Genomic DNA, 20,666 nt, shown 5'->3' with positions numbered 1-20,666 from the left:
AAGTCCCTTGCCCGTAGGGCCCTTCGCGGGGGTGTCAATGATCCTTCGTATGCCCATACTCGGGGTGTGACCACGAAAGAGGGCGGCCCGTACGACGCCGTCGTACTCGCCGGGGGCGGCGCCGCCCGGCTCGGCGGTGCGGACAAGCCGGGGGTGCGGGTCGGCGGCCGGACGCTGATCGACCGGGTGCTCGCGGCCTGCTCCGGCGCCGGGACGACCGTCGTGGTGGCCGCGCCACGGCCGACCGCGCGTCCCGTCGTATGGGCACGCGAGGAGCCCGCGGGCGGCGGCCCCCTGGCCGCGCTCGACGCGGGGCTCGCGCGCACGACGGCGGAGCGGGTGGTCGTGCTCTCCGCCGATCTGCCGTTCCTGGGCGAGCAGACGGTACGCCGACTCCTCGCCGCGCTCGCCGGGGGCGGGCCGGACGGGGTGGATGGGGTGGACGGCGCGGTCCTCACCGACCCCGACGGCCGTGACCAGCCACTTGTCGCCGCCTACCGCCGCGACGCGCTCCTGCGGGAGATCGCCGTGCTCGACGGGCGGGACGGCCGGGACGGCCAAGGGGGCGGCGGGCTCGCCGGGCTGCCCCTGCGCCGCCTCACCGGGCGGCTCGTCCTCACCAGGGTCGCCGACCCCCTCGCCGCTTTCGACTGCGACACCTGGGACGACATCGCCTCCGCCAGGGCCCGCATCAGGGAGCATGGCAACGTGTTGGATGAATGGATTTCCGCAGTCAAGGACGAGCTGGGCATCGAGCTCGACGTCGACACCGGCGCCCTCCTGGACCTCGCCCGTGACGCCGCGCACGGCGTCGCCAGGCCCGCGGCACCGCTGACCACGTTCCTCGTCGGGTACGCGGCGGCGCAGGCCGCGGCGCGCGGCGGAGCGGCGGGCGGTGCCGAGGCGGTGGCCGAGGCGACCCGCAAGGCCGCGGCCCTCGCGGCCCGCTGGGCGGACGAGGACCAGCAGGACGCGAAGCCCGGCTCCGCGGCCGGTACGCCTCCGGACGCCGGATGACCGGGCAGTCCGCGTCGGACGCCGAGCTCGACGAGGCGCTCGCCCTGGTGAACGGGCACCGCGACGCCCACGACGACCCCGCGCACCGGCCGACACCGGGCTCGACGCCGCCCCCGCCCCCCACGACGGCCTCGGCATCGACCCCGACCCCCGCCCAGGCATCCACCCCCGCCGCCCGCTCCGCCACCACGCACCCCGCGAAGCACCCCTCCACACCCCCCACCGCATCCCCCGACGGCGCCCCCGCCAGGGAAAAGCACCGCGACACCACGCCCTGGCCCGACGCCCGCGCCCGTGCGCAGCGGGCCGCCTCCGGGCCCGGCACCGAGCCCGTCGGCGTACCGCTGCACCGCGCCCTCGGCCTGATCCTCGCCGCGCCGCTCGCCGCCCTCACGGACCTGCCGTCCTTCGACACCTCCGCGATGGACGGCTGGGTCGTCGCGGGCCCAGGACCCTGGGACGTCCGGGCCGACGGGATCCTTGCCGGACATGCCCGGCCGGACGCGCTCTCCGACGGGGAGGCGGTCCGCATCGCGACCGGTGCCCGTGTCCCGCAGGACGCCACCGCGGTGCTGCGCAGCGAGCACGGCAGGACCGACGACAAGGGCAGACTGCACGCCCTGCGCGACGTGGTCACCGGCCAGGACATCCGTCCGCGCGGCCAGGAGTGCCGCTCCGGCGACCACCTCCTGCCTGCCGGAGCCCTGGTGACCCCTGCCGTGCTCGGGCTGGCCGCGGCCGCCGGGTACGACACGTTGCCGGTGTTCCGCAGGCCCCGCGCCGAAGTCCTCGTCCTGGGCGACGAGTTGCTGACGGAAGGCCTCCCGCGCGAGGGGCTCATCCGTGACGCGCTCGGCCCGATGCTGCCGCCGTGGCTGCACGCGCTGGGCGCCGAGGTGATCGCCGTCCGGCGGCTCGGTGACGACGCCGACGCCCTCCACGACGCGATCACGGCCTCCGCCGCCGACCTGATCGTCACGACGGGCGGCACCGCGTCGGGCCCGGTCGACCACGTCCACCCCACCCTGCGCCGGATCGGCGCCGAACTGCTCGTGGACGGCGTCGCGGTGCGCCCCGGGCACCCCATGCTGCTGGCCCGCATCCGGCCTGGCCGGTACCTCGTCGGCCTGCCCGGCAATCCGCTCGCCGCGGTGTCCGGCCTGCTCACGCTGGCCGAGCCCCTGCTGCGTACGCTCTCGGGCCGCGCGGCAGGCTGCGGCGGGCCCGCCACGTACACCGCTCCCCTGCGCGACGGCGTTCAGGGGCACCCGCACGACACCCGTCTCGTCCCCGTCGCCCTGCGCGCCGAGCGGGCCGTGCCGCTGCACTTCAACGGCCCGGCGATGCTGCGCGGGATCGCGGCCGCCGACGGGCTCGCCGTCGTGCCGCCCGGCGGGGCGCGGGAGGGCAGGGAACTGGAGGTTCTGGACCTGCCGTGGGCGGTTCCTGAGGTGGGCACCGGAACGGGCGCGGGCGCGGCTTTGTACGGTGGTCCGATGGACGGGGGCCAGGCCGAGGAGCAAGCAGGTTTCGCGGCCGGAGCGGGAACTGGAGTTGGAGCCGGAATCGGCGCTGGAGCCGGAGCCGGGCCCGAGGTGGGGGCTGGGCCCGGGGATGGGGCAGTCGTAGACGGCGAGGAGCGTTTCACGTGAAACTTCCCGGGCATGACGCCATCGCGCGTCACCCCGAAGAGCAGCACACGACACACCGCATCAAACTGCCGCAGCGCAAGGTCGAACGCCCGTTGCGCCAGGTCACCCGCCGTCTCGCGATGGCACTGCTGGTGCTCGCTCTGACGACCTTCCTCGTCTGGATCGACCGCGAGGGTTACCACGACAACTCGGACAACGGGGTCGACTTCCTCGACGCCGCGTACTACGCGACGGTCACGCTCTCCACCACCGGGTACGGCGACATCGTCCCGTACAGCGACAGCGCCCGGCTCACCAACATCCTTATGATCACGCCGCTGCGCGTGCTCTTCCTGATCATCCTGGTCGGCACGACCCTCGAAGTGCTCACGGAACGGACGCGTGAGGAATGGCGTCTGTCCCGCTGGAGGTCCAACTTGCGTGAACACACTGTCGTCGTCGGCTTCGGCACGAAGGGTCGCTCCGCGATCCAGACGGTCTGCGCGACCGGCCTGAAGCCGGAGCAGATCGTGGTGGTCGACCCCAGCGCGAAGGTCGTCGAGGCAGCCACGGCGGAGGGGTTCGCGGGCGTCATCGGCGACGCGACGCGCAGCGACGTGCTGCTCCGCGCCGAGGTGCAGCGGGCCCGCCAGATCATCATCGCGACGCAGCGCGACGACACGGCGGTCCTGGTCGCCCTCACCGCCCGGCAGCTGAACCGCGGGGCGAAGATCGTGGCCGCGGTCCGCGAGGAGGAGAACGCGCCGCTGCTCCGCCAGTCCGGTGCCGACGCCGTGATCACCAGCGCCAGCGCGGCGGGCCGACTGCTCGGTCTCTCCGTGCTGAGCCCGAGCGCGGGCATGGTCATGGAGGACCTGATCCAGCAGGGCAGCGGTCTCGACCTCGTCGAACGCCCGGTGATAAAGGCCGAGGTGGGGTTGAACGTACGGGAGACGGACGACTTGGTGGTGAGTGTCGTGCGCGGGCACCGCGTGCTCGGATACGACGATCCGGCCGTCGGGAAGCTGGAGTTGACGGACCGTCTGATCACGATCGTCCGGGCGTCCCCTGGCACGACGGTCGCCCCGGACATCAAGCCGCTGCGCCCGAACTGAGACGGCGCGGGCCCGCGGACGGCTCCCTCGCACGGACCCGCGGCCCGCTCCCGGACCCGGACCCGCTCCCGGACCCGCGGCACACTCCCGGACCCGCGCCCACTCCCGGACCCGCTCCCGCGCCCGGCCCTTCACGGCGTACGCGAGTAGCCTCGCCAGCATGTATGCGATCACGATCCCCGAACCCGGTGGCCCCGAAGCCCTCGTCTGGGCCGAGGTCCCCGATCCCGTGCCCGGCGAGGGCGAGGTGCTGGTCGAGGTCGCGGCCAGTGCCGTGAACCGCGCCGATCTGCTGCAGCGGCAGGGCTTCTACAACCCGCCGCCCGGCGCCTCCCCGTACCCCGGTCTTGAGTGCTCGGGCCGGATCACCGCGCTCGGCACCGGCGTCTCCGGCTGGTCGGTCGGCGACGAGGTGTGTGCGCTGCTCTCCGGCGGCGGCTACGCGGAGCAGGTCGTCGTCCCGGCCGGTCAGCTGCTGCCCGTGCCCGACGGCGTCGACCTCGTCACGGCGGCCGCGCTGCCCGAGGTCACCTCGACCGTGTGGTCGAACGTCTTCATGATCGCCCACCTCAGGCCCGGCGAGACGCTGCTCGCGCATGGCGGTTCGAGCGGCATCGGCACCATGGCGATCCAGCTCGCCAAGGCCGTCGGCGCGAAGGTCGCCGTCACGGCGGGCAGCAAGGAGAAGCTGGCGTTCTGCGGCGAGTTGGGGGCCGACATCCTCATCAACTACCGCGAGCAGGACTTCGTCGAGGAGATCGAGCGCGCGACGGACGGGTCCGGCGCGGACGTCATCCTCGACAACATGGGTGCGAAGTACCTCGACCGCAATGTGCGCGCCCTCGCCGTCAACGGCCGTCTCGCGATCATCGGCATGCAGGGCGGCGCCAAGGGCGAGCTGAACATCGGCGCGCTGCTCACGAAGCGGGCCGCCGTCACCGCCACATCGCTGCGCGGCCGCCCTGCCGCGGAGAAGGCGTCGATCGTGGCGGCGGTGCGGGAGCACGTCTGGCCGCTGATCGGCGGGGGCCATGTGCGGCCCGTCGTGGACCGCACGGTGCCGATGCACGACGCGGCGGCGGCGCACCGGGTCCTGGAGGAGAGCAGCCACATCGGCAAGGTGCTGCTCACGCGCTAGCCGGACGGGCGGTTCCCCGCGCCCCTCGGGGCGCGGGCCCCCCAGCCTGCCCCTCCCTGACCGAGATGCCGGAAGTGTCGCCCCATGTGACGCTGGTGCCGTGAAGGCTTCCTGGGCGGGCCGTCGCGCGACCCGAGCGGTCGCTGCCGTGGTCGCGGGCGTGATCACGCTGGTGGGCGCGGCGCTCCTCGCGGTCCTGGCGGCGGGCGTACCCGCCCTCGCCGCGTACGCCACCGAATCCGCCTCCGGACCAGCTGTCGGGAGCACCGTGACGACCGTCGACGAGACCTCGCGCGCCGGGAGCTCCGCGGGCGAGGGCCGCGAACGGCCCGGCGGGGCCCAGCCGCCCATCCTGGACCCGCCGCCCGTGCCCTACACGCCGCCCCCGGCCACCCCGCCCCCGCGGCACCCGAGGCCGACCCCCGCCGTGCACCGGGACACCGCCTCCGACCTCACCGAACGGACGCCGGTCGGCCCCGTGCTCCCCAACCTCCGCGTCCTCCCGCTCGGCGGCGGCCTGGTCCTCATCGGCCTCGGGCTCGGCTTCCTGGGGCTGCGGCTGCGCCGCGGCTGAGGGTGGATCAGCCGCGATCGGGGGCACCACCGATGTGTGAAGTACGGGTGCGAGAGAATGGCGGCATGGAGATGCCGAGGAACGAACGGTCGCCGGAGAGCCCCCAGGTCCTGGTCGTGGGCCAGGACGGAATGGCTCTCGGTGGCGGCGGAGACGATGAATCCCGCGAGGTCCCGGTGACGGAGATGGTCGAACAGCCGGCCAAGGTGATGCGCATCGGCAGCATGATCAAGCAGCTGCTCGAGGAGGTGCGCGCGGCTCCTCTCGACGAGGCGAGCCGGGTCCGCCTCAAGGAGATCCACGCCAGCTCGGTCAAGGAACTCGAGGACGGCCTCGCCCCCGAGCTGGTCGAGGAGCTGGAGCGGCTCTCCCTGCCCTTCACCGAGGAGGCGACGCCGAGCGACGCGGAGCTGCGGATCGCGCAGGCCCAGCTGGTCGGCTGGCTGGAGGGCCTCTTCCACGGGATCCAGACGACGCTGTTCGCGCAGCAGATGGCGGCGCGGGCCCAGCTGGAGCAGATGCGCCGGGCGCTGCCGCCGGGCGTGGGCGGCGGCGAGGAGGAGGAAGAGGGCGGCGGCATCGCGGGCCGCTCGGGAGGCCCTTACCTGTAGCCCGCCGGTGTAATCCGACGGTGCAACCCGCCGAGAACCCGCAAGACGCAGAGGGGCCCGGTACGCGGAATGCGTACCGGGCCCCTCTGCGTCTACGTAAAAAGACCAGCGAAGACTAGGCCACTAGGCCGGATTGCCCGACGAGACGTCGAACTGGAGCTCAAGACCCTTCGGGTCGACCTCCGTGCCTTCCTTCGGGGTCTGCCGCATGACCGTGTCCTCGCCGTAGGCGTTCTCGTCGACCTTGCGCTTGTCGAAGCTCCAGCCCGCCGACTGCAGGCAGGAAAGGACCGACTTCCAGTCCTTGAAGGTGAAGTCGGGGACCTTGATCTTGTCCTCGTCGTTGTACCCCACCTCGGGGTCCGTGCACTTCTCGGTTTCCATCGTCATGGTGCGGTTGGGGCCCTTGTGACCCGCCACCGGCTGCTTCGACTTGTCGCCGGTGGCTTCCTTGTCACCGTCGCCGCCGCTCATCGTCAGGGCGGTGATCAGGCCGCCGATCGCGATGAGCGCGACGACGATCGAGCCGACGATCACCGGCATGTTCCGCTTGCCGCCGCCGGAGCCGCCCGCGCCGCCCGAGCTGGTCGGGGCCGTCGCCGTGGCGGGCTGCGGCGCGAGGTTGTACGGCGGCGGGGTGTGCGCGCCCTGCTGCGGGGCGTACGCGTTGACGGGCGGCGGGGTCTGGTAGCCGCCCTGCTGCGGGTAGCCGTAACCCGGCGTGGGGGCCGGGGTGGCGGGGCCGTACGAACCCGGCTGGTACGGCGTCTGGACGGAGCCGCTCTGCGGCATCGACGTGTCGACCGGCGGGAAGACCGCGGCGCCGACGCCCGCACCGCTCGTCGTCTGCGCGCCCGGCACGATGCTGGGGGCCGAGGCCTGGAAGGACTGGGCGACGCGCAGGCACTCGTCGCGCATGGCCTCGGCGGTCGGGAAGCGCTCGTTCGGGTTCTTCTTCAGCGCCCGGGCGACGATCGCGTCGACCGCGGGCGGCAGGGAACGGTTGATCGAGGAGGGAGCGACCGGCTCCTCCTGGACGTGCGCGTACGCGATGGCAAGCGGCGAGTCCGCCTCGAACGGCAGCCGCCCGGTGGTCAGCTGGAAGAGCATGATGCCGACCGAGTACAGGTCGGAGCGGGCGTCGACGCCGCGGCCCAGGGCCTGTTCCGGGGAGAGGTACTGCGGGGTGCCGACGACCATGCCGGTCTGGGTCATGGAGGTGACGCCGGACTGCATGGCGCGGGCGATGCCGAAGTCCATGACCTTCACGACGTTGCGCTTGGTCATCATTACGTTGCCGGGCTTGATGTCGCGGTGGACCAGGCCCATCTCGTGGCTGATCTCCAGGGCCGCGAGCACATCGGCGGTGATCTTCAGCGCCTGGTCGCTCGGCATCGCGCCGAACTGGGTGACGGACGCGTCGAGCACGGAGCCGAGCGGCTTGCCCTCGACGTACTCCATGACGATGTACGGCATCGTCGCGCCGTCGAGGTCGTCCTCGCCGGTGTCGAAGACGGACACGATGTTCGTGTGCGTGAGCTTCGCCACCGACTGGGCCTCGCGGCGGAAGCGCTCGCGGAAGGACTGTTCGCGACCGAGTTCGGTGTGCAGTGTCTTGATTGCGACATGACGGTCGAGCACGGTGTCGTAGGCGAGGTGCACCGACGCCATGCCGCCCTCGCCCAGCAGATCACGCAGTTGGTAGCGGCCACCGGCCAGCGAACGCCCCGCATACCGCCCCTGTGCGCCGTCCTGGCTGCTCATCTCGTGCGTCCCCCATTGGCGCGGTTGCCGGACGGCTCCGCGGCTGGTGATCGATTACCGCTATTCCAGGCCAAGTCTGCCCCAGGACGATGACGCGTCAAGCTCGGTGCCCGTTCCGTGACCGTACGCGCAAGAAGCGTCTCGGAAGCGTTACAAGTTTGCGCACGGGACCCCCGGACCGCTTTGATGTCCGGTCCACGCCGGACCGGCGGGTGTCACGAAGGCTGTAGCGTGGCCGACTGAGTACCCCGTATCGCGACGTACTCGGCACCAAGTACCACGACCAGAAACGACGGCGAGGACTGATGGCACAGACGCAGCGCGCTCAGGGCCCGTCCGACCCCGAGGCGACTGGCGGCGGTATGTCAGACGCGCCTGAATTGTGGGGCAACGGCGGGCTCGTCGGTGACGGCCGGTACCGGCTGACCCACAGACTCGGCCGGGGCGGCATGGCCGAGGTTTTCGCGGCCGAGGACGTACGTCTCGGCCGCACCGTCGCGGTCAAGCTGCTCCGCTCCGACCTCGCTGAGGACCCGGTCTCCAAGGCGCGTTTCACGCGTGAGGCACAGTCCGTCGCGGGGCTCAATCACCACGCTGTGGTCGCGGTGTACGACTCCGGTGAAGACGTCGTCGGGCCGAACGTCGTCCCGTACATCGTCATGGAGATCGTCGAGGGCCGGACGATCCGCGATCTGCTGATCAACGCGGAAGCGCCGGGTCCTGAGCAGGCGCTCATCATCGTGTCGGGCGTCCTCGAAGCCCTGGCCTACTCGCACCAGCACGGCATCGTGCACCGCGACATCAAGCCCGCGAACGTGATCATCACCAACGCCGGTGCGGTGAAGGTGATGGACTTCGGCATCGCCCGCGCCCTGCACGGCGCGCAGTCGACGATGACGCAGACCGGCATGGTCATGGGCACGCCCCAGTACCTCTCGCCCGAGCAGGCGCTCGGCAAGGCGGTCGACCACCGCTCCGACCTGTACGCGACCGGCTGTCTCCTCTACGAACTCCTCGCGCTGCGGCCCCCGTTCACCGGTGAGACGCCGCTCTCCGTGGTCTACCAGCACGTCCAGGACCAGGCCGTGCCGCCGTCCGAGGTCTCGGACGCGGCGCCGCCGGAGCTGGACGGGCTCGTCATGCGCTCCCTCGCCAAGGACCCGGACGACCGGTTCCAGACCGCCGAGGAGATGCGCGGCCTCATTCAGTACGGGCTGCAGATGCTCAACGAGCAGGGCAGCCACACGGGGACCTGGAACACCGGGCCCGTGGCGATGCACGAGGGCGGCAACACCCCGGCCATGGGCGTCGCGGGCACCACCGCGATGGCGCACCCGGACTCCGGCACCGCGCAGATCCCGGGCCCCATGCTGCGTCCGCCGGGCGACGACGGCGGCTTCGACGGCGGGCACCACGGCGGCAAGAGCGGCCGCGGCAAGATGTGGATCGTCGCCGTGCTGGCGATCATCGCCATCGCGGTGGGTGTGGCGGTCGCACTGAACGCGGGCGACAAGAAGGAAAAGAAGGACCCGCCGAAGCCTCCCGAGACGAAGCAGTCGCAGTCGAAGGAGCCGAGCAAGAGCGCGGACGAGGAGACCTCCGACGAGACGTCGGACCCGGACACGGGCACCGGCGGCGAGACGGACTACACCGAGCCGACGAACCGGCCGACGGATCCGACGTACCCGACGTCGCGTCCGACGACGCCCACCGGGGATCCGTCCACGCCCACCGGGGATCCGTCCACGCCCACCGGGGATCCGACCGAGCCCACCAAGGACCCGACCGAGCCGACGGGCGACCCGACCGACCCCGAAGGCGACGACGAGGGCGCGGGCAACGGCGGCAACCAGGGCGAAGGGGTCTGAGACAGGCTCTCGCCCGCCGCCTCGGCCCGCCGGCCGGTCCCGCCGCCGGACGGTCTACAGGATGTGCTGGAGCTGCCGGTCGCGGCCGGTGTACAGCCGGTGGACCGTGCTGAACTGCGGCTCTATCCGCAGGTAGACCGGGTCGAAGAGCTCGCCGTCCACATAGTGCGGGGTGGGCCCGAAGAGTTCGAGCTCGGCATTGGTCGGCTCGACCCGGTCGCAGACGCCGACGAACTGGACGGTCCACTGGCCGTCCTTCGCGCTCGCCACGTTGAGGTTGTCCGCGCCGTACGCGACGACGCTGCCGACGCAGGCCTCGTGGTAGCCGTATCCCTTGTGCATGCGCAGCAGGACCTTGCCGTCCACCACGATGTGCCGGGCCGCAGCGAGGAAGGGCAGCGCGCGCATGCTGGTCGCCACGCGGCCGTAGTCGGTGCGGCGGAGCAGTTCGAAGGCGAGCTGTTCGTCGGTGGGCATGACCCCACCTTGGTTCATGGACAGGGTGTCGGAAAAGGGGATCCCGCCCCCTTAAACCGAGGACGTAAGTCCCTCAACCGGTGACGGCCCCTTGCCGTCGCGTCAGTGCTGCCGCTCCGCCTGCATGCGCGCCACGTACGCCGCGGCCTGGGAGCGGCGCTCCATGCCCAGCTTGGACAGCAGGCTGGAGACGTAGTTCTTGATCGTCTTCTCGGCGAGGTGCAGTCGCTCGCCGATCACGCGGTTGGTCAGGCCCTCGCCGATCAGGTCGAGGATCTTCCGCTCCTGATCGGTGAGGTTGGCCAGGCGGTCGTCGCCCTTGGGGTTGTTGCCGTCGCGCAGCCGCTCCAGGACCCGGGCCGTGGCGACGGGGTCGAGCAGGGACTTGCCCGCGGCCACGTCCCGCACGGCGGAGAGCAGCTCATTGCCGCGGATGGCCTTGAGGACATAACCGGAGGCACCGGCCATGATCGCGTCGAAAAGGGCCTCGTCGTCGGCGAACGAGGTGAGCATCAGGCATTTGATGTCCTCGTTCTGCGAACGGATCTCGCGGCACACCTCGACACCGCTGCCGTCCGGCAGGCGCACATCGAGCACCGCCACGTCGGGCCGCGTCGCCGGGATCCTGACCAGGGCGTCTGCCGCGGTGCCGGCCTCGCCGACCACCTCGATGTCGGACTCCACGGACAGCAGCTCATGGACTCCACGGCGGACCACTTCATGGTCGTCGAGGAGAAAAACCGTAATTTTTCCGTCTTCGCGCACGGAGCCAGTCTCACACACGATCTCTTTGAGTGCCCGTGCGGAACCCTTCCCGTCCCCGGGGTGGCCGGGATAACGTGCCGGTGTTCCGGCCCCCTGCCAGGCTGTGATCAGTGCTGTGACCAGGAAGTGTTCCCGGTTCTCTCGATTTACTCGGAAATCCGAGCAGTCGACCGACAGGCAATTTACTTGGAAATCCAAGCAAATTCGCAGGTCAGATGGGGTTTCACAGAAATGGGAAGCACTGGGTAACGTGCTTTGTGCAGGGCGCTCGCCGGGGCACCTGTCACGCCTGTTCCCGGCTGAGACGCACCCACCCCGTGCGCGGGCACGGACCAGGCGAGCCGCACTGGTTTTCCCGGTAATCCCGGGGGCCGGACCGACGGAGGAGCACACGTGACCGTGGAGAGCACCGCCGCGCGCAAACAACCGCGCCGCAGCAGTACCGGCGGCGGCAAGCGCGCAAGCGCCAAGAAGCCCGCGCCGCAGAAAAGCACCGAGCCCGAGCTCATTCAGCTGCTGACGCCCGAGGGCAAGCGGGTCAAGGACGCGAAGAACGCGGTGTACGACGCGTACGTCGCCGACATCACGGCGGAGGAGCTGCGCGCCCTCTACCGCGACATGGTCCTCACCCGCCGCTTCGACGCAGAGGCCACCGCCCTGCAGCGCCAGGGCGAGCTGGGCCTGTGGGCGTCGCTGCTCGGCCAGGAGGCCGCTCAGATCGGCTCGGGCCGCGCCACCCGCGACGACGACTACGTCTTCCCCACCTACCGTGAGCACGGCGTCGCCTGGTGCCGCGGGGTGGACCCGACGAACCTGCTCGGCATGTTCCGCGGTGTGAACAACGGCGGCTGGGACCCGAACAGCAACAACTTCCACCTGTACACGATCGTCATCGGCTCGCAGACCCTGCACGCCACCGGCTACGCGATGGGCGTGGCCAAGGACGGCGCGGACTCGGCCGTGATCGCGTACTTCGGAGACGGCGCCTCCAGCCAGGGCGACGTCGCCGAATCGTTCACCTTCTCCGCGGTCTACAACGCCCCGGTCGTGTTCTTCTGCCAGAACAACCAGTGGGCGATCTCCGAGCCCACCGAGAAGCAGACCCGCGTGCCGCTCTACCAGCGCGCGCAGGGCTTCGGCTTCCCGGGCGTCCGGGTCGACGGCAACGACGTGCTCGCCGTGCTCGCCGTCACCAAGTGGGCGCTGGAGCGGGCGCGTACGGGCGAGGGCCCCGCGCTCATCGAGGCGTTCACGTACCGCATGGGTGCGCACACCACCTCCGACGACCCGACCAAGTACCGCAACGACGACGAGCGGGCGGCCTGGGAGGTCAAGGACCCGATCCTGCGGCTGCGGGCGTACCTGGAGTCCGAAGGTCACGCGGATGAGGGATTTTTCGCGGAACTCGACGACGAGAGCGAAGCGTTGGGCAAGCGAGTACGAGAGGTGGTGCGGGCGATGCCGGATCCGGATCTGATGGCGATCTTCGAGAATGTCTACGCCGACGGGCACGCCCTCGTGGACGAGGAGCGCGCCCAGTTCGCCGCCTACCAGGCGTCGTTCGCGGACGCCCCCGCCGCCGGGGAGGTCAAGTAACCATGGCTGTCCAGAAACTGCCCATCGCCAAGGCGATCAACGAATCGCTGCGCACGGCGCTGGAGAACGACCCCAAGGTCCTCATCATGGGTGAGGACGTCGGCAAGCTCGGCGGCGTCTTCCGGGTGACCGACGGACTGCAGAAGGACTTCGGCGAGGAGCGGGTCATCGACACCCCGCTCGCCGAGTCGGGCATCGTCGGCACGGCCATCGGCCTCGCCCTGCGGGGGTACCGCCCCGTGGTGGAGATCCAGTTCGACGGCTTCGTCTTCCCCGCGTACGACCAGATCGTCACGCAGCTCGCGAAGATGCACGCCCGCGCGCTCGGCAAGATCAAGATGCCGGTCGTCATCCGCATTCCGTACGGCGGCGGCATCGGCGCCGTCGAGCACCACAGCGAGTCGCCCGAGACGCTGTTCGCGCACGTCGCGGGCCTCAAGGTGGTCTCTCCTTCGAACTCGGCCGATGCCTACTGGATGATGCAGCAGGCCATCCAGAGCGACGACCCGGTGATCTTCTTCGAGCCGAAGCGGCGTTACTGGGACAAGGGCGAGGTCGACAAGGACGCGATCCCCGGTCCCCTGCACAAGGCCGTCGTCGCCCGCGAGGGCAGCGACCTCACGCTCGCCGCGTACGGCCCGATGGTGAAGGTCTGTCTGGAGGCGGCCGCGGCCGCCGCGGAAGAGGGCAAGTCCCTGGAGGTCGTCGACCTGCGCTCGATGTCGCCGGTCGACTTCGACTCCGTGCAGACCTCCGTGGAGAAGACGCGGCGCCTCGTCGTCGTCCATGAGGCCCCGGTCTTCCTGGGCACGGGCGCGGAGATCGCGGCGCGCATCACCGAGCGGTGCTTCTACCACCTGGAGGCGCCCGTGCTGCGGGTCGGCGGCTATCACGCGCCGTACCCGCCCGCGCGCCTCGAGGAGGAGTACCTGCCGGGCCTCGACCGGGTGCTCGACGCCGTCGACCGCTCGCTGGCGTACTGAGGGAGAGGGTCGTGACGACGATGACAGACACTGCTCTTGCCGAGTTCAAGATGCCGGACGTGGGCGAGGGGCTCACCGAGGCCGAGATCCTCAAGTGGTACGTACAGCCCGGTGACACGGTCACCGACGGCCAGGTCGTGTGCGAGGTCGAGACGGCCAAGGCGGCCGTCGAGCTGCCCATTCCGTTCAACGGCGTCGTGCGTGAGCTCCGGTTCCCGGAGGGCACCACGGTCGACGTCGGCCAGGTGATCATCGCCGTGGACGTGTCGGGCGGTGCGAGCGCGGGTGCCCCGGCGCCCTCGCCGGAGGCGGCGCCCGAGCCGGTCACGGTGCCGGAACCGGCGACGGCTCCCGAGGCCGAGGCCGAGCCCGAGGCCCCCCAGGGCCGCAAGCCCGTGCTCGTCGGTTACGGGGTGGCCGAGTCCTCCACCAAGCGACGGGCCAGGAAGACCGCCCCGACGGAGGCGCCCGCCGCCCAGCCGGTGTCACAGCCGGTGCCGCAGTCGGTGCCGGAGCCGGTGGCCCCGCAGACCCAGTCCCTGAACGGGCACAACGGCGCCCGGCCGCTCGCCAAGCCGCCGGTCCGCAAGCTCGCCAAGGACCTCGGCGTGGACCTCGCGACGGTCACGCCGTCCGGTCCCGACGGGATCATCACCCGCGAGGACGTGCACGCGGCGGTGGCCCCGGCCCCGGCCGCCGCACCGGCCCCGCAGGTGACCGAGGCGCCCGCCCCCGCGGCGCCCGCGCCCGCCCCCGTGGTGAGCACGGATGCCCGCGAGACCCGCATCCCGGTCAAGGGCGTCCGCAAGGTCACCGCGCAGGCGATGGTCGGCTCGGCGTTCACGGCGCCGCACGTCACGGAGTTCGTGACGATCGACGTGACGCGGACGATGAAGTTGGTCGAGGAGCTCAAGCGAGACGCCGACAAGTACGGCTTTGAGGGGCTGCGGGTCAATCCGCTGCTGCTCATCTCCAAGGCCCTGCTCGTGGCGATCAAGCGGAACCCCGACGTCAACGCGGCCTGGGACGAGGCGAACCAGGAGATCGTCCAGAAGCACTACGTGAACCTGGGCATCGCCGCGGCCACCCCGCGCGGTCTCATCGTGCCGAACATCAAGGACGCGCACGCCAAGACCCTGCCCGAACTGGCCGGGGCGCTCGGCGAGTTGGTGTCCACGGCCCGTGCGGGCAAGACCTCGCCCGGTGCCATGCAGGGCGGCACGGTCACGATCACGAACGTCGGCGTCTTCGGCGTCGACACGGGCACGCCGATCCTGAACCCCGGCGAGTCCGCGATCCTCGCGGTCGGCGCGATCAAGCTCCAGCCGTGGGTCCACAAGGGCAAGGTCAAGCCCCGCCAGGTGACGACGCTGGCGCTGTCCTTCGACCACCGCCTGGTGGACGGGGAGTTGGGCTCGAAGGTGCTCGCCGATGTGGCGGCCATCCTGGAGCAGCCCAAGCGGCTCATGACCTGGGCGTAAGCACGGATACGAGATACGAGAAGGGCCCCGCCGCGACGACGCGGCGGGGCCCTTCTCGTACCGGCTGTCTCGTACCGGCTGTGTCGCTACGCGACCTTGAAGCCGTAGTCCATGAGCTTCTTCGCGTCCGCGGTGCGGTTGTTCAGCGAGGAAGAGGTCAGGACCGTACCGATGACCGTCTTGCCGTTGCGGGTCGCCGCGAAGACGAGGCAGTACTTCGCCTCGGGGCCGGAGCCCGTCTTCACGCCGATGGCGCCGCGGTAGGAGCCGAGGAGCGTGTTCGTGTTCGTCCACGACATGTTGCGGTAGCCACCGGACTTCGTGGTGACCTTCTGCTTCGTCGACTTCGTCTTCACGACCGTGCGGAACGTGGAGTACTTCATCGCGTTGCTGGCGAGCTTCGTCAGGTCGCGCGGCGTCGAGTAGTTCGCGCCGTGCCCGATGCCGTCGAACGAGTCGAAGTGCGTGTTCCGCAGGCCGAGCGTCTTGGCGGTCGAGTTCATCTGGCCGATGAAGTTCTTCACGCGCTTGGCGCGGGTCGTGCCCTTGCCGAACTTGTCCGCGAGCGCGTACGCCGCGTCGCAGCCGGACGGCAGCATCAGCCCGTACAGGAGCTGGCGGACGGTGACCTTGTCGCCGACGATCAGGCGGGCCGACGAGGCGTAGTTGTTGCGGACGATGTAGTCGCTGTAGGCCTTGTCGACCTTGACCTTCGAGTCCAGATTGAGGTTCCGCTGGCCGAGGACCACGCGCGCCGTCATGATCTTCGTCGTCGAGCCGGTGGAACGGCGGGTGTCGGCGGCCTTGGTGAAGAGGCTCTTCCCCGTCCCGTTGTTCATCACATAGCCGCCCTTGGCGACGATGGACGGCTTCGGCGGTGCGGCCGCGTGGGCCGGAGTGGTGAGGGCGCCGCCGGCGAGCATCGCGCTCGCGGTGACGAGGACGGCCGATACGCGACGTACGCCCTTGATGCCGGTATTCAAGTCAAATGCTCCAAATGCCCCTGGGCTGCGGCTGCATGAGGGTGCCGCTCACTCAATAGACGAACGAGAGGGGCGGATGGATGCGCAGTGATGTCAGGGAATTTCCACCCGGCCGTACGGCACCAGGTGCCCGCCGTGCCCGCCATGTGGACAGTGATACCTCTGTATACCTGTTGTATCTATGCTGTGCGCATGCCAGCCACCGCTCTCGCCGCCGCCAAGCGGCCCCCCGCCGCCGAGCGCGTCTACGCGCACGTCAAGCAAGCCGTCCTGGAACGCCGTTACGAGGGCGGCACGCTCCTCACGGAGGGCGAGCTCGCGGAGGCCGTGGGGGTGTCCCGCACCCCGGTGCGCGAGGCGCTCCTGAAGCTGGAGGTGGAGGGGCTGCTGCGGCTCTACCCGAAGAAGGGCGCCCTCGTGCTGCCCGTCTCCGCCCAGGAGATCGCGGACGTCGTCGAGACGCGGCTGCTCGTCGAGACGCACTCGGTGCGCAAGGCGGTCCCCGCGCCCGCGGGCCTGATCGGCCGCCTGGAGGAGCTCCTGGACCGGCAGCGCGCGCAGGCCGCCGCCGGGGACCTCGCGGAGGCCGCGGTCACCGACCGCTGCTTCCACGCGGAGATCGTGCGCAGCGGCGGCAACGAGATCCTCTCCCGCCTCTACGACCAGCTCAGGGACCGGCAGTTGCGGATGGGTGTCGCCGTGATGCACTCCCACCCCGACCGGATCGCGAAGACCCTCGCCGAGCACGAGGAGATCCTCGACGCGCTGCGCCGCGGCGACGCCGACGCGGCGGTCGCCGTGGTCACCCGGCACGTCGGCTGGTTCCAGAACCTGGCGCGGGGCGAAGTCCGATGAGCTCAGCCACCGCACCGGTCTCCCTGCCCGGCGATCCCCCCGGCGGGAAGAAGGCCGTCCTCGTCTGGTCGATCGGCGTCGCCGTCTACTTCGTCGCCGTCATCTTCCGGACCTCGCTCGGCGTCGCGGGGCTCGACGCCGCGGACCGCTTCCACGTCAACGCGTCGGCGCTTTCGACCTTCTCCATACTCCAACTGCTCGTCTACGCGGGCATGCAGATACCCGTCGGCCTGATGGTCGACCGGCTCGGCACCAAGAAGGTGCTGACCATCGGAGTCATCCTCTTCACGATCGGGCAGCTCGGCTTCGCGTTCTCGCCCTCGTACGGAATGGCGCTCGTCTCCCGCGCCCTGCTGGGCTGCGGTGACGCGCTGACCTTCATCAGCGTCCTGCGGCTCGGCACCCGCTGGTTCCCGGCCCGGCGCGGCCCGATGGTCGCCCAGCTCGCGGGCCTCGTCGGCATGGCGGGCAACCTCGTCTCGACGCTCGTCCTGGCCCGGCTCCTGCACTCCGTCGGCTGGACCGCCGCCTTCGCGGGCAGCGCGCTGTGCGGTGTCGTCGTACTCGTCCTCATGACGCTGTTCCTGAAGGACCACCCCGAGGGGCACGAGCCGGAGCCCGCGCAGCACAGCGGAGCGGCCTTCGTGCGCAAGCAGATCGCGCTGTCCTGGCGGGAGCCCGGCACCCGGCTCGGGCTGTGGGTGCACTTCACGACGCAGTTCCCCGCGATGGTGTTCCTGCTGCTGTGGGGGCTGCCGTTCCTCGTCGAGGCGCAGGGCCTGTCCCGGGCGACGGCCGGTGAACTGCTCACGCTCGTCGTGCTGTCCAACATGGTCATCGGCCTCGTCTACGGCCAGATCGTGGCCCGGCACCACGCCGCCCGCCTCCCGCTGGCGCTCGGCACCATCGGGACGACGGCGGCGGCCTGGGCGACCACGCTCGCCTATCCCGGGGACCACGCCCCGATGTGGCTGCTGATCGTCCTGTGTGCGGTCCTCGGCGCCTGCGGGCCCGCCTCCATGATCGGCTTCGACTTCGCGCGGCCCGCCAACCCGCCGGAGCGGCAGGGCACGGCGTCCGGCATCACCAACATGGGCGGCTTCGTCGCCTCCATGACGACGCTGCTCGCGATCGGTGTGCTGCTCGACGCGACCGGCGACAACTACCGCATCGCCTTCTCCGCCGTCTTCGTCCTGGAGGCCGTCGGGCTCGTCCAGATCCTGCGGCTCAAGTCACGGGCGGTGCGAAGGGAGCGGGAGCAGCTCGTCGCCAGCCGCGTCGAGGCCGTGCACGTCCCTGCCTGAAGCGGGCGCGCCCTCATCCGTCAGCAGGGTCGGGGAGTCACCGCGGGGTCAGGGAGTCACCGCGAAGTCCCGCAGGATCGCGTCCGCCAGGTCGTGGTCGCCCTCGATCTTGACGCGGTCCGCCACGGACGCGTACGTCACGCGGCCGCAGGCGAGCTTGAAGTACGTCTCCCAGTCGAGGCCGAGGGTGGCGAGCGGGCCCAGCGAGGGCGCGTTGTCCACGGTGCCCCTGCCGTCGCCGTCGATCCGGACCGTGCGCAGGAACTCGACGGGACCGCTCACGTCGAAGACGACCGCCGAGTTGGCGGGGGCGCCCGCCTTCTCGCCGACGACCTTCGGGAGGCCCTGGAGGAGCAGGTCCCGGGTGACGTAGGCTCCGGGGGAGTCGAGGTGGCCGGGCTTGCGCAGCGTCGTGCGGAGGTCCTGCTCGTGCACCCACACGTCGAAGGCCCGCAGCCGCATGGCCAGTTCGAGGGTCTGCTCGGAGCCGAGGGGGCCGCGGATCTTGGTGGAGGGTTCCCGCGACTCGTTCCGCAGCTGCCGGGAGCGGCGGATGATCGTGTACTCCAGCTCGGAGGTCATCTCCGGCGCGGTGTGGTGGCGCCGCACGTCGACCTGCATCTCCATGTACCGCTGGCTCTCGTTCTGCACGTGGTACAGATCGCGGGGCAGGGTGTGGATCGGGCGGGGATCGCCCAGCATCTCGCAGTCCAGGCCTATGACATGGGAGATGATGTCGCGCACCGACCAGCCGGGGCAGGGGGTGGCCCAGTTCCACTCCCCCTCGGCGAGCGGCGACACCAGCTCGGATATCGCTTCGACGGAATGTGTCCAGGCATCGGCGTAGGTTTGCAGGCTGGGATGGAGACTCACGGGACCCCTTGCGGTTGTGCGCGGGCGGTGGGTGTCTGAGACGTTAAGTTACGCTGCCCGCAGGCACCCCGGCAGTGCTTTCGTGTGACGATCGTAGGCCCGTGTTGACGGCTCGAATGCCAGGACGGTGGTAGTGTGCGCGCCTCCCTCATCCAGATCGCCGTAGACGAGGACGAACCGGTCAATTCCCGTCGGTCGCGGGTTGCTTCACTGGTAGGTGAAGTGAGTGCGCGGGACGGATCGGATCTGGTCGTTCTCCCCGAACTGTGGACGACGGGCGCCTTCGCGTACGAGTCCTTCGCGGCCGAGGCGGAGCCCTTGGAGGGCCCGACGTACGAGGCCATGTCGAAGGCCGCGAGCGAGGCGGGCGTCTGGCTGCACGCGGGCTCGATCCCTGAGCGAGACCCAGATGGGCCGCTCTACAACACTTCGCTCGTCTTCTCCCCGGCCGGTGAGCTCGTCGCCGCCTACCGGAAGATCCACCGCTTCGGCTTCGACAAGGGCGAGGCCGTGATGATGGCGGCCGGTTCCGAGCTGGCGACGGTGCGTACGCCGGACACCACGCTCGGCCTCGCGACCTGCTACGACCTGCGCTTCCCCGAGCTCTTCCGGGGGCTCGTCGACGCGGGCGCCGAGATGTTCGTGGTGCCCGCGGGGTGGCCCGCGCGGCGCCGGGAGCACTGGCTCCTGTTCGCGCGGGCGCGGGCCGTCGAGGACCAGGTGTACGTGCTTGCGTGCGGCACCGGCGGTTCGCACGCGGGGGTTCCGCAGGCCGGGCACAGTGTCGTGGTCGACCCTTGGGGCGAGGTGCTCGCGGAGGCGGGTGACGGTGAGGAGGTCCTCACGGTCGACCTCGATCCCGGGAAGGTCGCGGCCACGCGGGAGCAGTTCCCGGCCCTGAAGGACCGGCTTCTCGGGCAGGCCCCGCCACGGGGTGCCAGGGGCGCCTAGCGGCGGGGTTTTTCCTGCCGGGTTCGCGGCTGCGGGTTCGTGGTGGCTGGTCGCGCAGTTCCCCGCGCCCCTAAAACGCGGCTCCGCCGCGATCGCTTGAACGCGGCTTCGCTGCGATTGCTTGAACGGGGCTTCGCCGCGTCCTCGGGGGCGGGCCTGGATCAGTCCTCCTCCCGCTCCTTCTCCGCCAGCCGGATCACGCAGACCGCGACGGCGAGGAGGAGCGCGGGGTCGGCGTCCTCGCGCGTGATCTGCAGGCCGTACGTCTCGCGCACGTGGAACCAGCGGCGCGAGATGTCGGCCAGCAGCTCGCCGTCGTACTCGATGGCGAACTCGCGGTCGAGGATCTTGCCGCTGACGTCCAGCTCGGTGCCGTCGACCAGCGTGACGCGGTAGTGGTTGCGCAGCAGCGACAGGCGTTTGCGCTTCACCTTGGCGAGCGGCTCGCCCTCCCGCTCGATGACCATCGTGTCGCGCAGGGCGAGCATCTTGGCGTGGATGTCGATGAGGACCCTGCCCTGCATGTCCTTCAGCTCGAAGGTGTCGCGCAGGCGCATGGCCTTGCCGTCGACGAGGAAGACCTTGCGGCCCTGGTCGTCCTCGATCCAGTAGTCGTCACCGATGCCGAGCATGCGGTCGCGTACGAGAAGTCTCATGGCGCATGACTACCCCGAAGCGCC

Annotated in this window: 19 protein-coding genes; 13 read left to right on the top strand and 6 right to left on the bottom strand. The window is 70.7% G+C overall.

The window, feature by feature from the left end; translation table 11 throughout:
* The first annotated feature begins 66 nt into the window (after positions 1-66).
* The 6 genes from ABZV77_RS25100 to ABZV77_RS25075 all read left to right on the top strand — a co-directional run bounded on the left by ABZV77_RS25100 (position 67) and on the right by ABZV77_RS25075 (position 6,086).
* On the top strand, positions 67-1,017 hold the full coding sequence (locus tag ABZV77_RS25100; protein ID WP_356260923.1) for an NTP transferase domain-containing protein: 951 nt from the start codon (positions 67-69) through the stop codon (positions 1,015-1,017).
* Positions 1,014-2,669 carry a molybdopterin molybdotransferase MoeA gene (locus ABZV77_RS25095; protein WP_356260920.1) on the top strand — a complete coding sequence of 552 codons (1,656 nt, stop codon included), beginning with the start codon at positions 1,014-1,016 and terminating at the stop codon, positions 2,667-2,669. The genes ABZV77_RS25100 and ABZV77_RS25095 overlap by 4 nt, the downstream gene beginning before the upstream one ends.
* A complete protein-coding gene (locus ABZV77_RS25090) occupies positions 2,666-3,763 on the top strand; it encodes a potassium channel family protein (RefSeq protein WP_356260918.1) in 1,098 nt (365 codons plus the stop codon). Before ABZV77_RS25095 ends, ABZV77_RS25090 begins: the two co-directional genes overlap by 4 nt.
* Before the next feature lie 160 nt (positions 3,764-3,923).
* Positions 3,924-4,901, top strand: coding sequence for an NAD(P)H-quinone oxidoreductase (locus ABZV77_RS25085; protein ID WP_356260915.1), 978 nt, complete (start codon positions 3,924-3,926; stop codon positions 4,899-4,901).
* Positions 4,902-5,001: 100 nt separating this feature from the next.
* Positions 5,002-5,475, top strand: coding sequence for a hypothetical protein (locus ABZV77_RS25080; RefSeq protein ID WP_356260912.1), 474 nt, complete (start codon positions 5,002-5,004; stop codon positions 5,473-5,475).
* Between the two features lie 65 nt (positions 5,476-5,540).
* Positions 5,541-6,086, top strand: a complete 546-nt coding sequence (locus tag ABZV77_RS25075; RefSeq protein ID WP_356260910.1) for a bacterial proteasome activator family protein — start codon at positions 5,541-5,543, stop codon at positions 6,084-6,086.
* Positions 6,087-6,209: 123 nt separating this feature from the next.
* Here ABZV77_RS25075 and ABZV77_RS25070 read toward each other — a convergent pair whose 3' ends face one another.
* The gene (locus tag ABZV77_RS25070; RefSeq protein ID WP_356260907.1) at positions 6,210-7,850 is read right to left on the bottom strand and encodes a protein kinase; all 1,641 of its coding nucleotides are present in this window, start codon (positions 7,848-7,850) and stop codon (positions 6,210-6,212) included.
* 305 nt (positions 7,851-8,155) lie between these two features.
* On the opposite strand from ABZV77_RS25070, the gene ABZV77_RS25065 reads away from it, so the two are divergent.
* Positions 8,156-9,718 carry a protein kinase gene (locus ABZV77_RS25065; RefSeq protein ID WP_356260904.1) on the top strand — a complete coding sequence of 521 codons (1,563 nt, stop codon included), beginning with the start codon at positions 8,156-8,158 and terminating at the stop codon, positions 9,716-9,718.
* A 54-nt stretch (positions 9,719-9,772) separates the two neighbouring features.
* Here the strand turns inward: ABZV77_RS25065 and ABZV77_RS25060 are convergent, their stop codons facing one another.
* Positions 9,773-10,195, bottom strand: a complete 423-nt coding sequence (locus tag ABZV77_RS25060) for a pyridoxamine 5'-phosphate oxidase family protein (RefSeq protein ID WP_356260901.1) — start codon at positions 10,193-10,195, stop codon at positions 9,773-9,775.
* 102 nt (positions 10,196-10,297) lie between these two features.
* On the bottom strand, positions 10,298-10,960 hold the full coding sequence (locus tag ABZV77_RS25055; protein WP_356260899.1) for a response regulator transcription factor: 663 nt from the start codon (positions 10,958-10,960) through the stop codon (positions 10,298-10,300).
* A gap of 393 nt (positions 10,961-11,353) precedes the next feature.
* On the opposite strand from ABZV77_RS25055, the gene pdhA reads away from it, so the two are divergent.
* The 3 genes from pdhA to ABZV77_RS25040 are packed head-to-tail and all read left to right on the top strand — an operon-like array spanning position 11,354 to position 15,020.
* A complete protein-coding gene (pdhA, locus tag ABZV77_RS25050; RefSeq protein ID WP_356260896.1) occupies positions 11,354-12,556 on the top strand; it encodes a pyruvate dehydrogenase (acetyl-transferring) E1 component subunit alpha in 1,203 nt (400 codons plus the stop codon).
* Positions 12,557-12,558: 2 nt separating this feature from the next.
* Complete coding sequence (locus ABZV77_RS25045) at positions 12,559-13,539, top strand: alpha-ketoacid dehydrogenase subunit beta (protein WP_356260893.1); 981 nt, start codon at positions 12,559-12,561, stop codon at positions 13,537-13,539.
* 20 nt (positions 13,540-13,559) lie between these two features.
* Entirely contained in the window at positions 13,560-15,020 is a 1,461-nt protein-coding gene (locus ABZV77_RS25040) for a dihydrolipoamide acetyltransferase family protein (RefSeq protein WP_356261596.1), read from the top strand.
* A gap of 86 nt (positions 15,021-15,106) precedes the next feature.
* On the opposite strand, the gene ABZV77_RS25035 is transcribed toward ABZV77_RS25040, so the two are convergent.
* On the bottom strand, positions 15,107-16,003 hold the full coding sequence (locus ABZV77_RS25035) for a D-alanyl-D-alanine carboxypeptidase (RefSeq protein WP_356260890.1): 897 nt from the start codon (positions 16,001-16,003) through the stop codon (positions 15,107-15,109).
* Positions 16,004-16,195: 192 nt separating this feature from the next.
* On the opposite strand from ABZV77_RS25035, the gene ABZV77_RS25030 reads away from it, so the two are divergent.
* Both ABZV77_RS25030 and ABZV77_RS25025 read left to right on the top strand, forming a co-directional pair.
* Entirely contained in the window at positions 16,196-16,858 is a 663-nt protein-coding gene (locus ABZV77_RS25030) for a GntR family transcriptional regulator (RefSeq protein WP_356260887.1), read from the top strand.
* The gene (locus ABZV77_RS25025; RefSeq protein ID WP_356260884.1) at positions 16,855-18,162 is read left to right on the top strand and encodes an MFS transporter; all 1,308 of its coding nucleotides are present in this window, start codon (positions 16,855-16,857) and stop codon (positions 18,160-18,162) included. The genes ABZV77_RS25030 and ABZV77_RS25025 overlap by 4 nt, the downstream gene beginning before the upstream one ends.
* Positions 18,163-18,210: 48 nt before the next feature.
* Here the strand turns inward: ABZV77_RS25025 and ABZV77_RS25020 are convergent, their stop codons facing one another.
* Complete coding sequence (locus tag ABZV77_RS25020; protein ID WP_356260881.1) at positions 18,211-19,035, bottom strand: maleylpyruvate isomerase family mycothiol-dependent enzyme; 825 nt, start codon at positions 19,033-19,035, stop codon at positions 18,211-18,213.
* A 135-nt stretch (positions 19,036-19,170) separates the two neighbouring features.
* Here ABZV77_RS25020 and ABZV77_RS25015 point away from each other — a divergent pair, with 135 nt between their 5' ends.
* Entirely contained in the window at positions 19,171-19,986 is an 816-nt protein-coding gene (locus ABZV77_RS25015; protein ID WP_356260878.1) for a carbon-nitrogen family hydrolase, read from the top strand.
* 161 nt (positions 19,987-20,147) lie between these two features.
* Here ABZV77_RS25015 and ABZV77_RS25010 read toward each other — a convergent pair whose 3' ends face one another.
* Positions 20,148-20,642, bottom strand: coding sequence for an LURP-one-related family protein (locus tag ABZV77_RS25010; RefSeq protein ID WP_356260875.1), 495 nt, complete (start codon positions 20,640-20,642; stop codon positions 20,148-20,150).
* Positions 20,643-20,666 lie beyond the last annotated feature (24 nt).

This window comes from Streptomyces sp. NPDC004732 (assembly GCF_040609235.1).
GTDB lineage: Bacteria > Actinomycetota > Actinomycetes > Streptomycetales > Streptomycetaceae > Streptomyces.
Note: the sequence above shows the minus strand (reverse complement) of the source record. Positions and strands in the feature narration are given on the sequence as shown.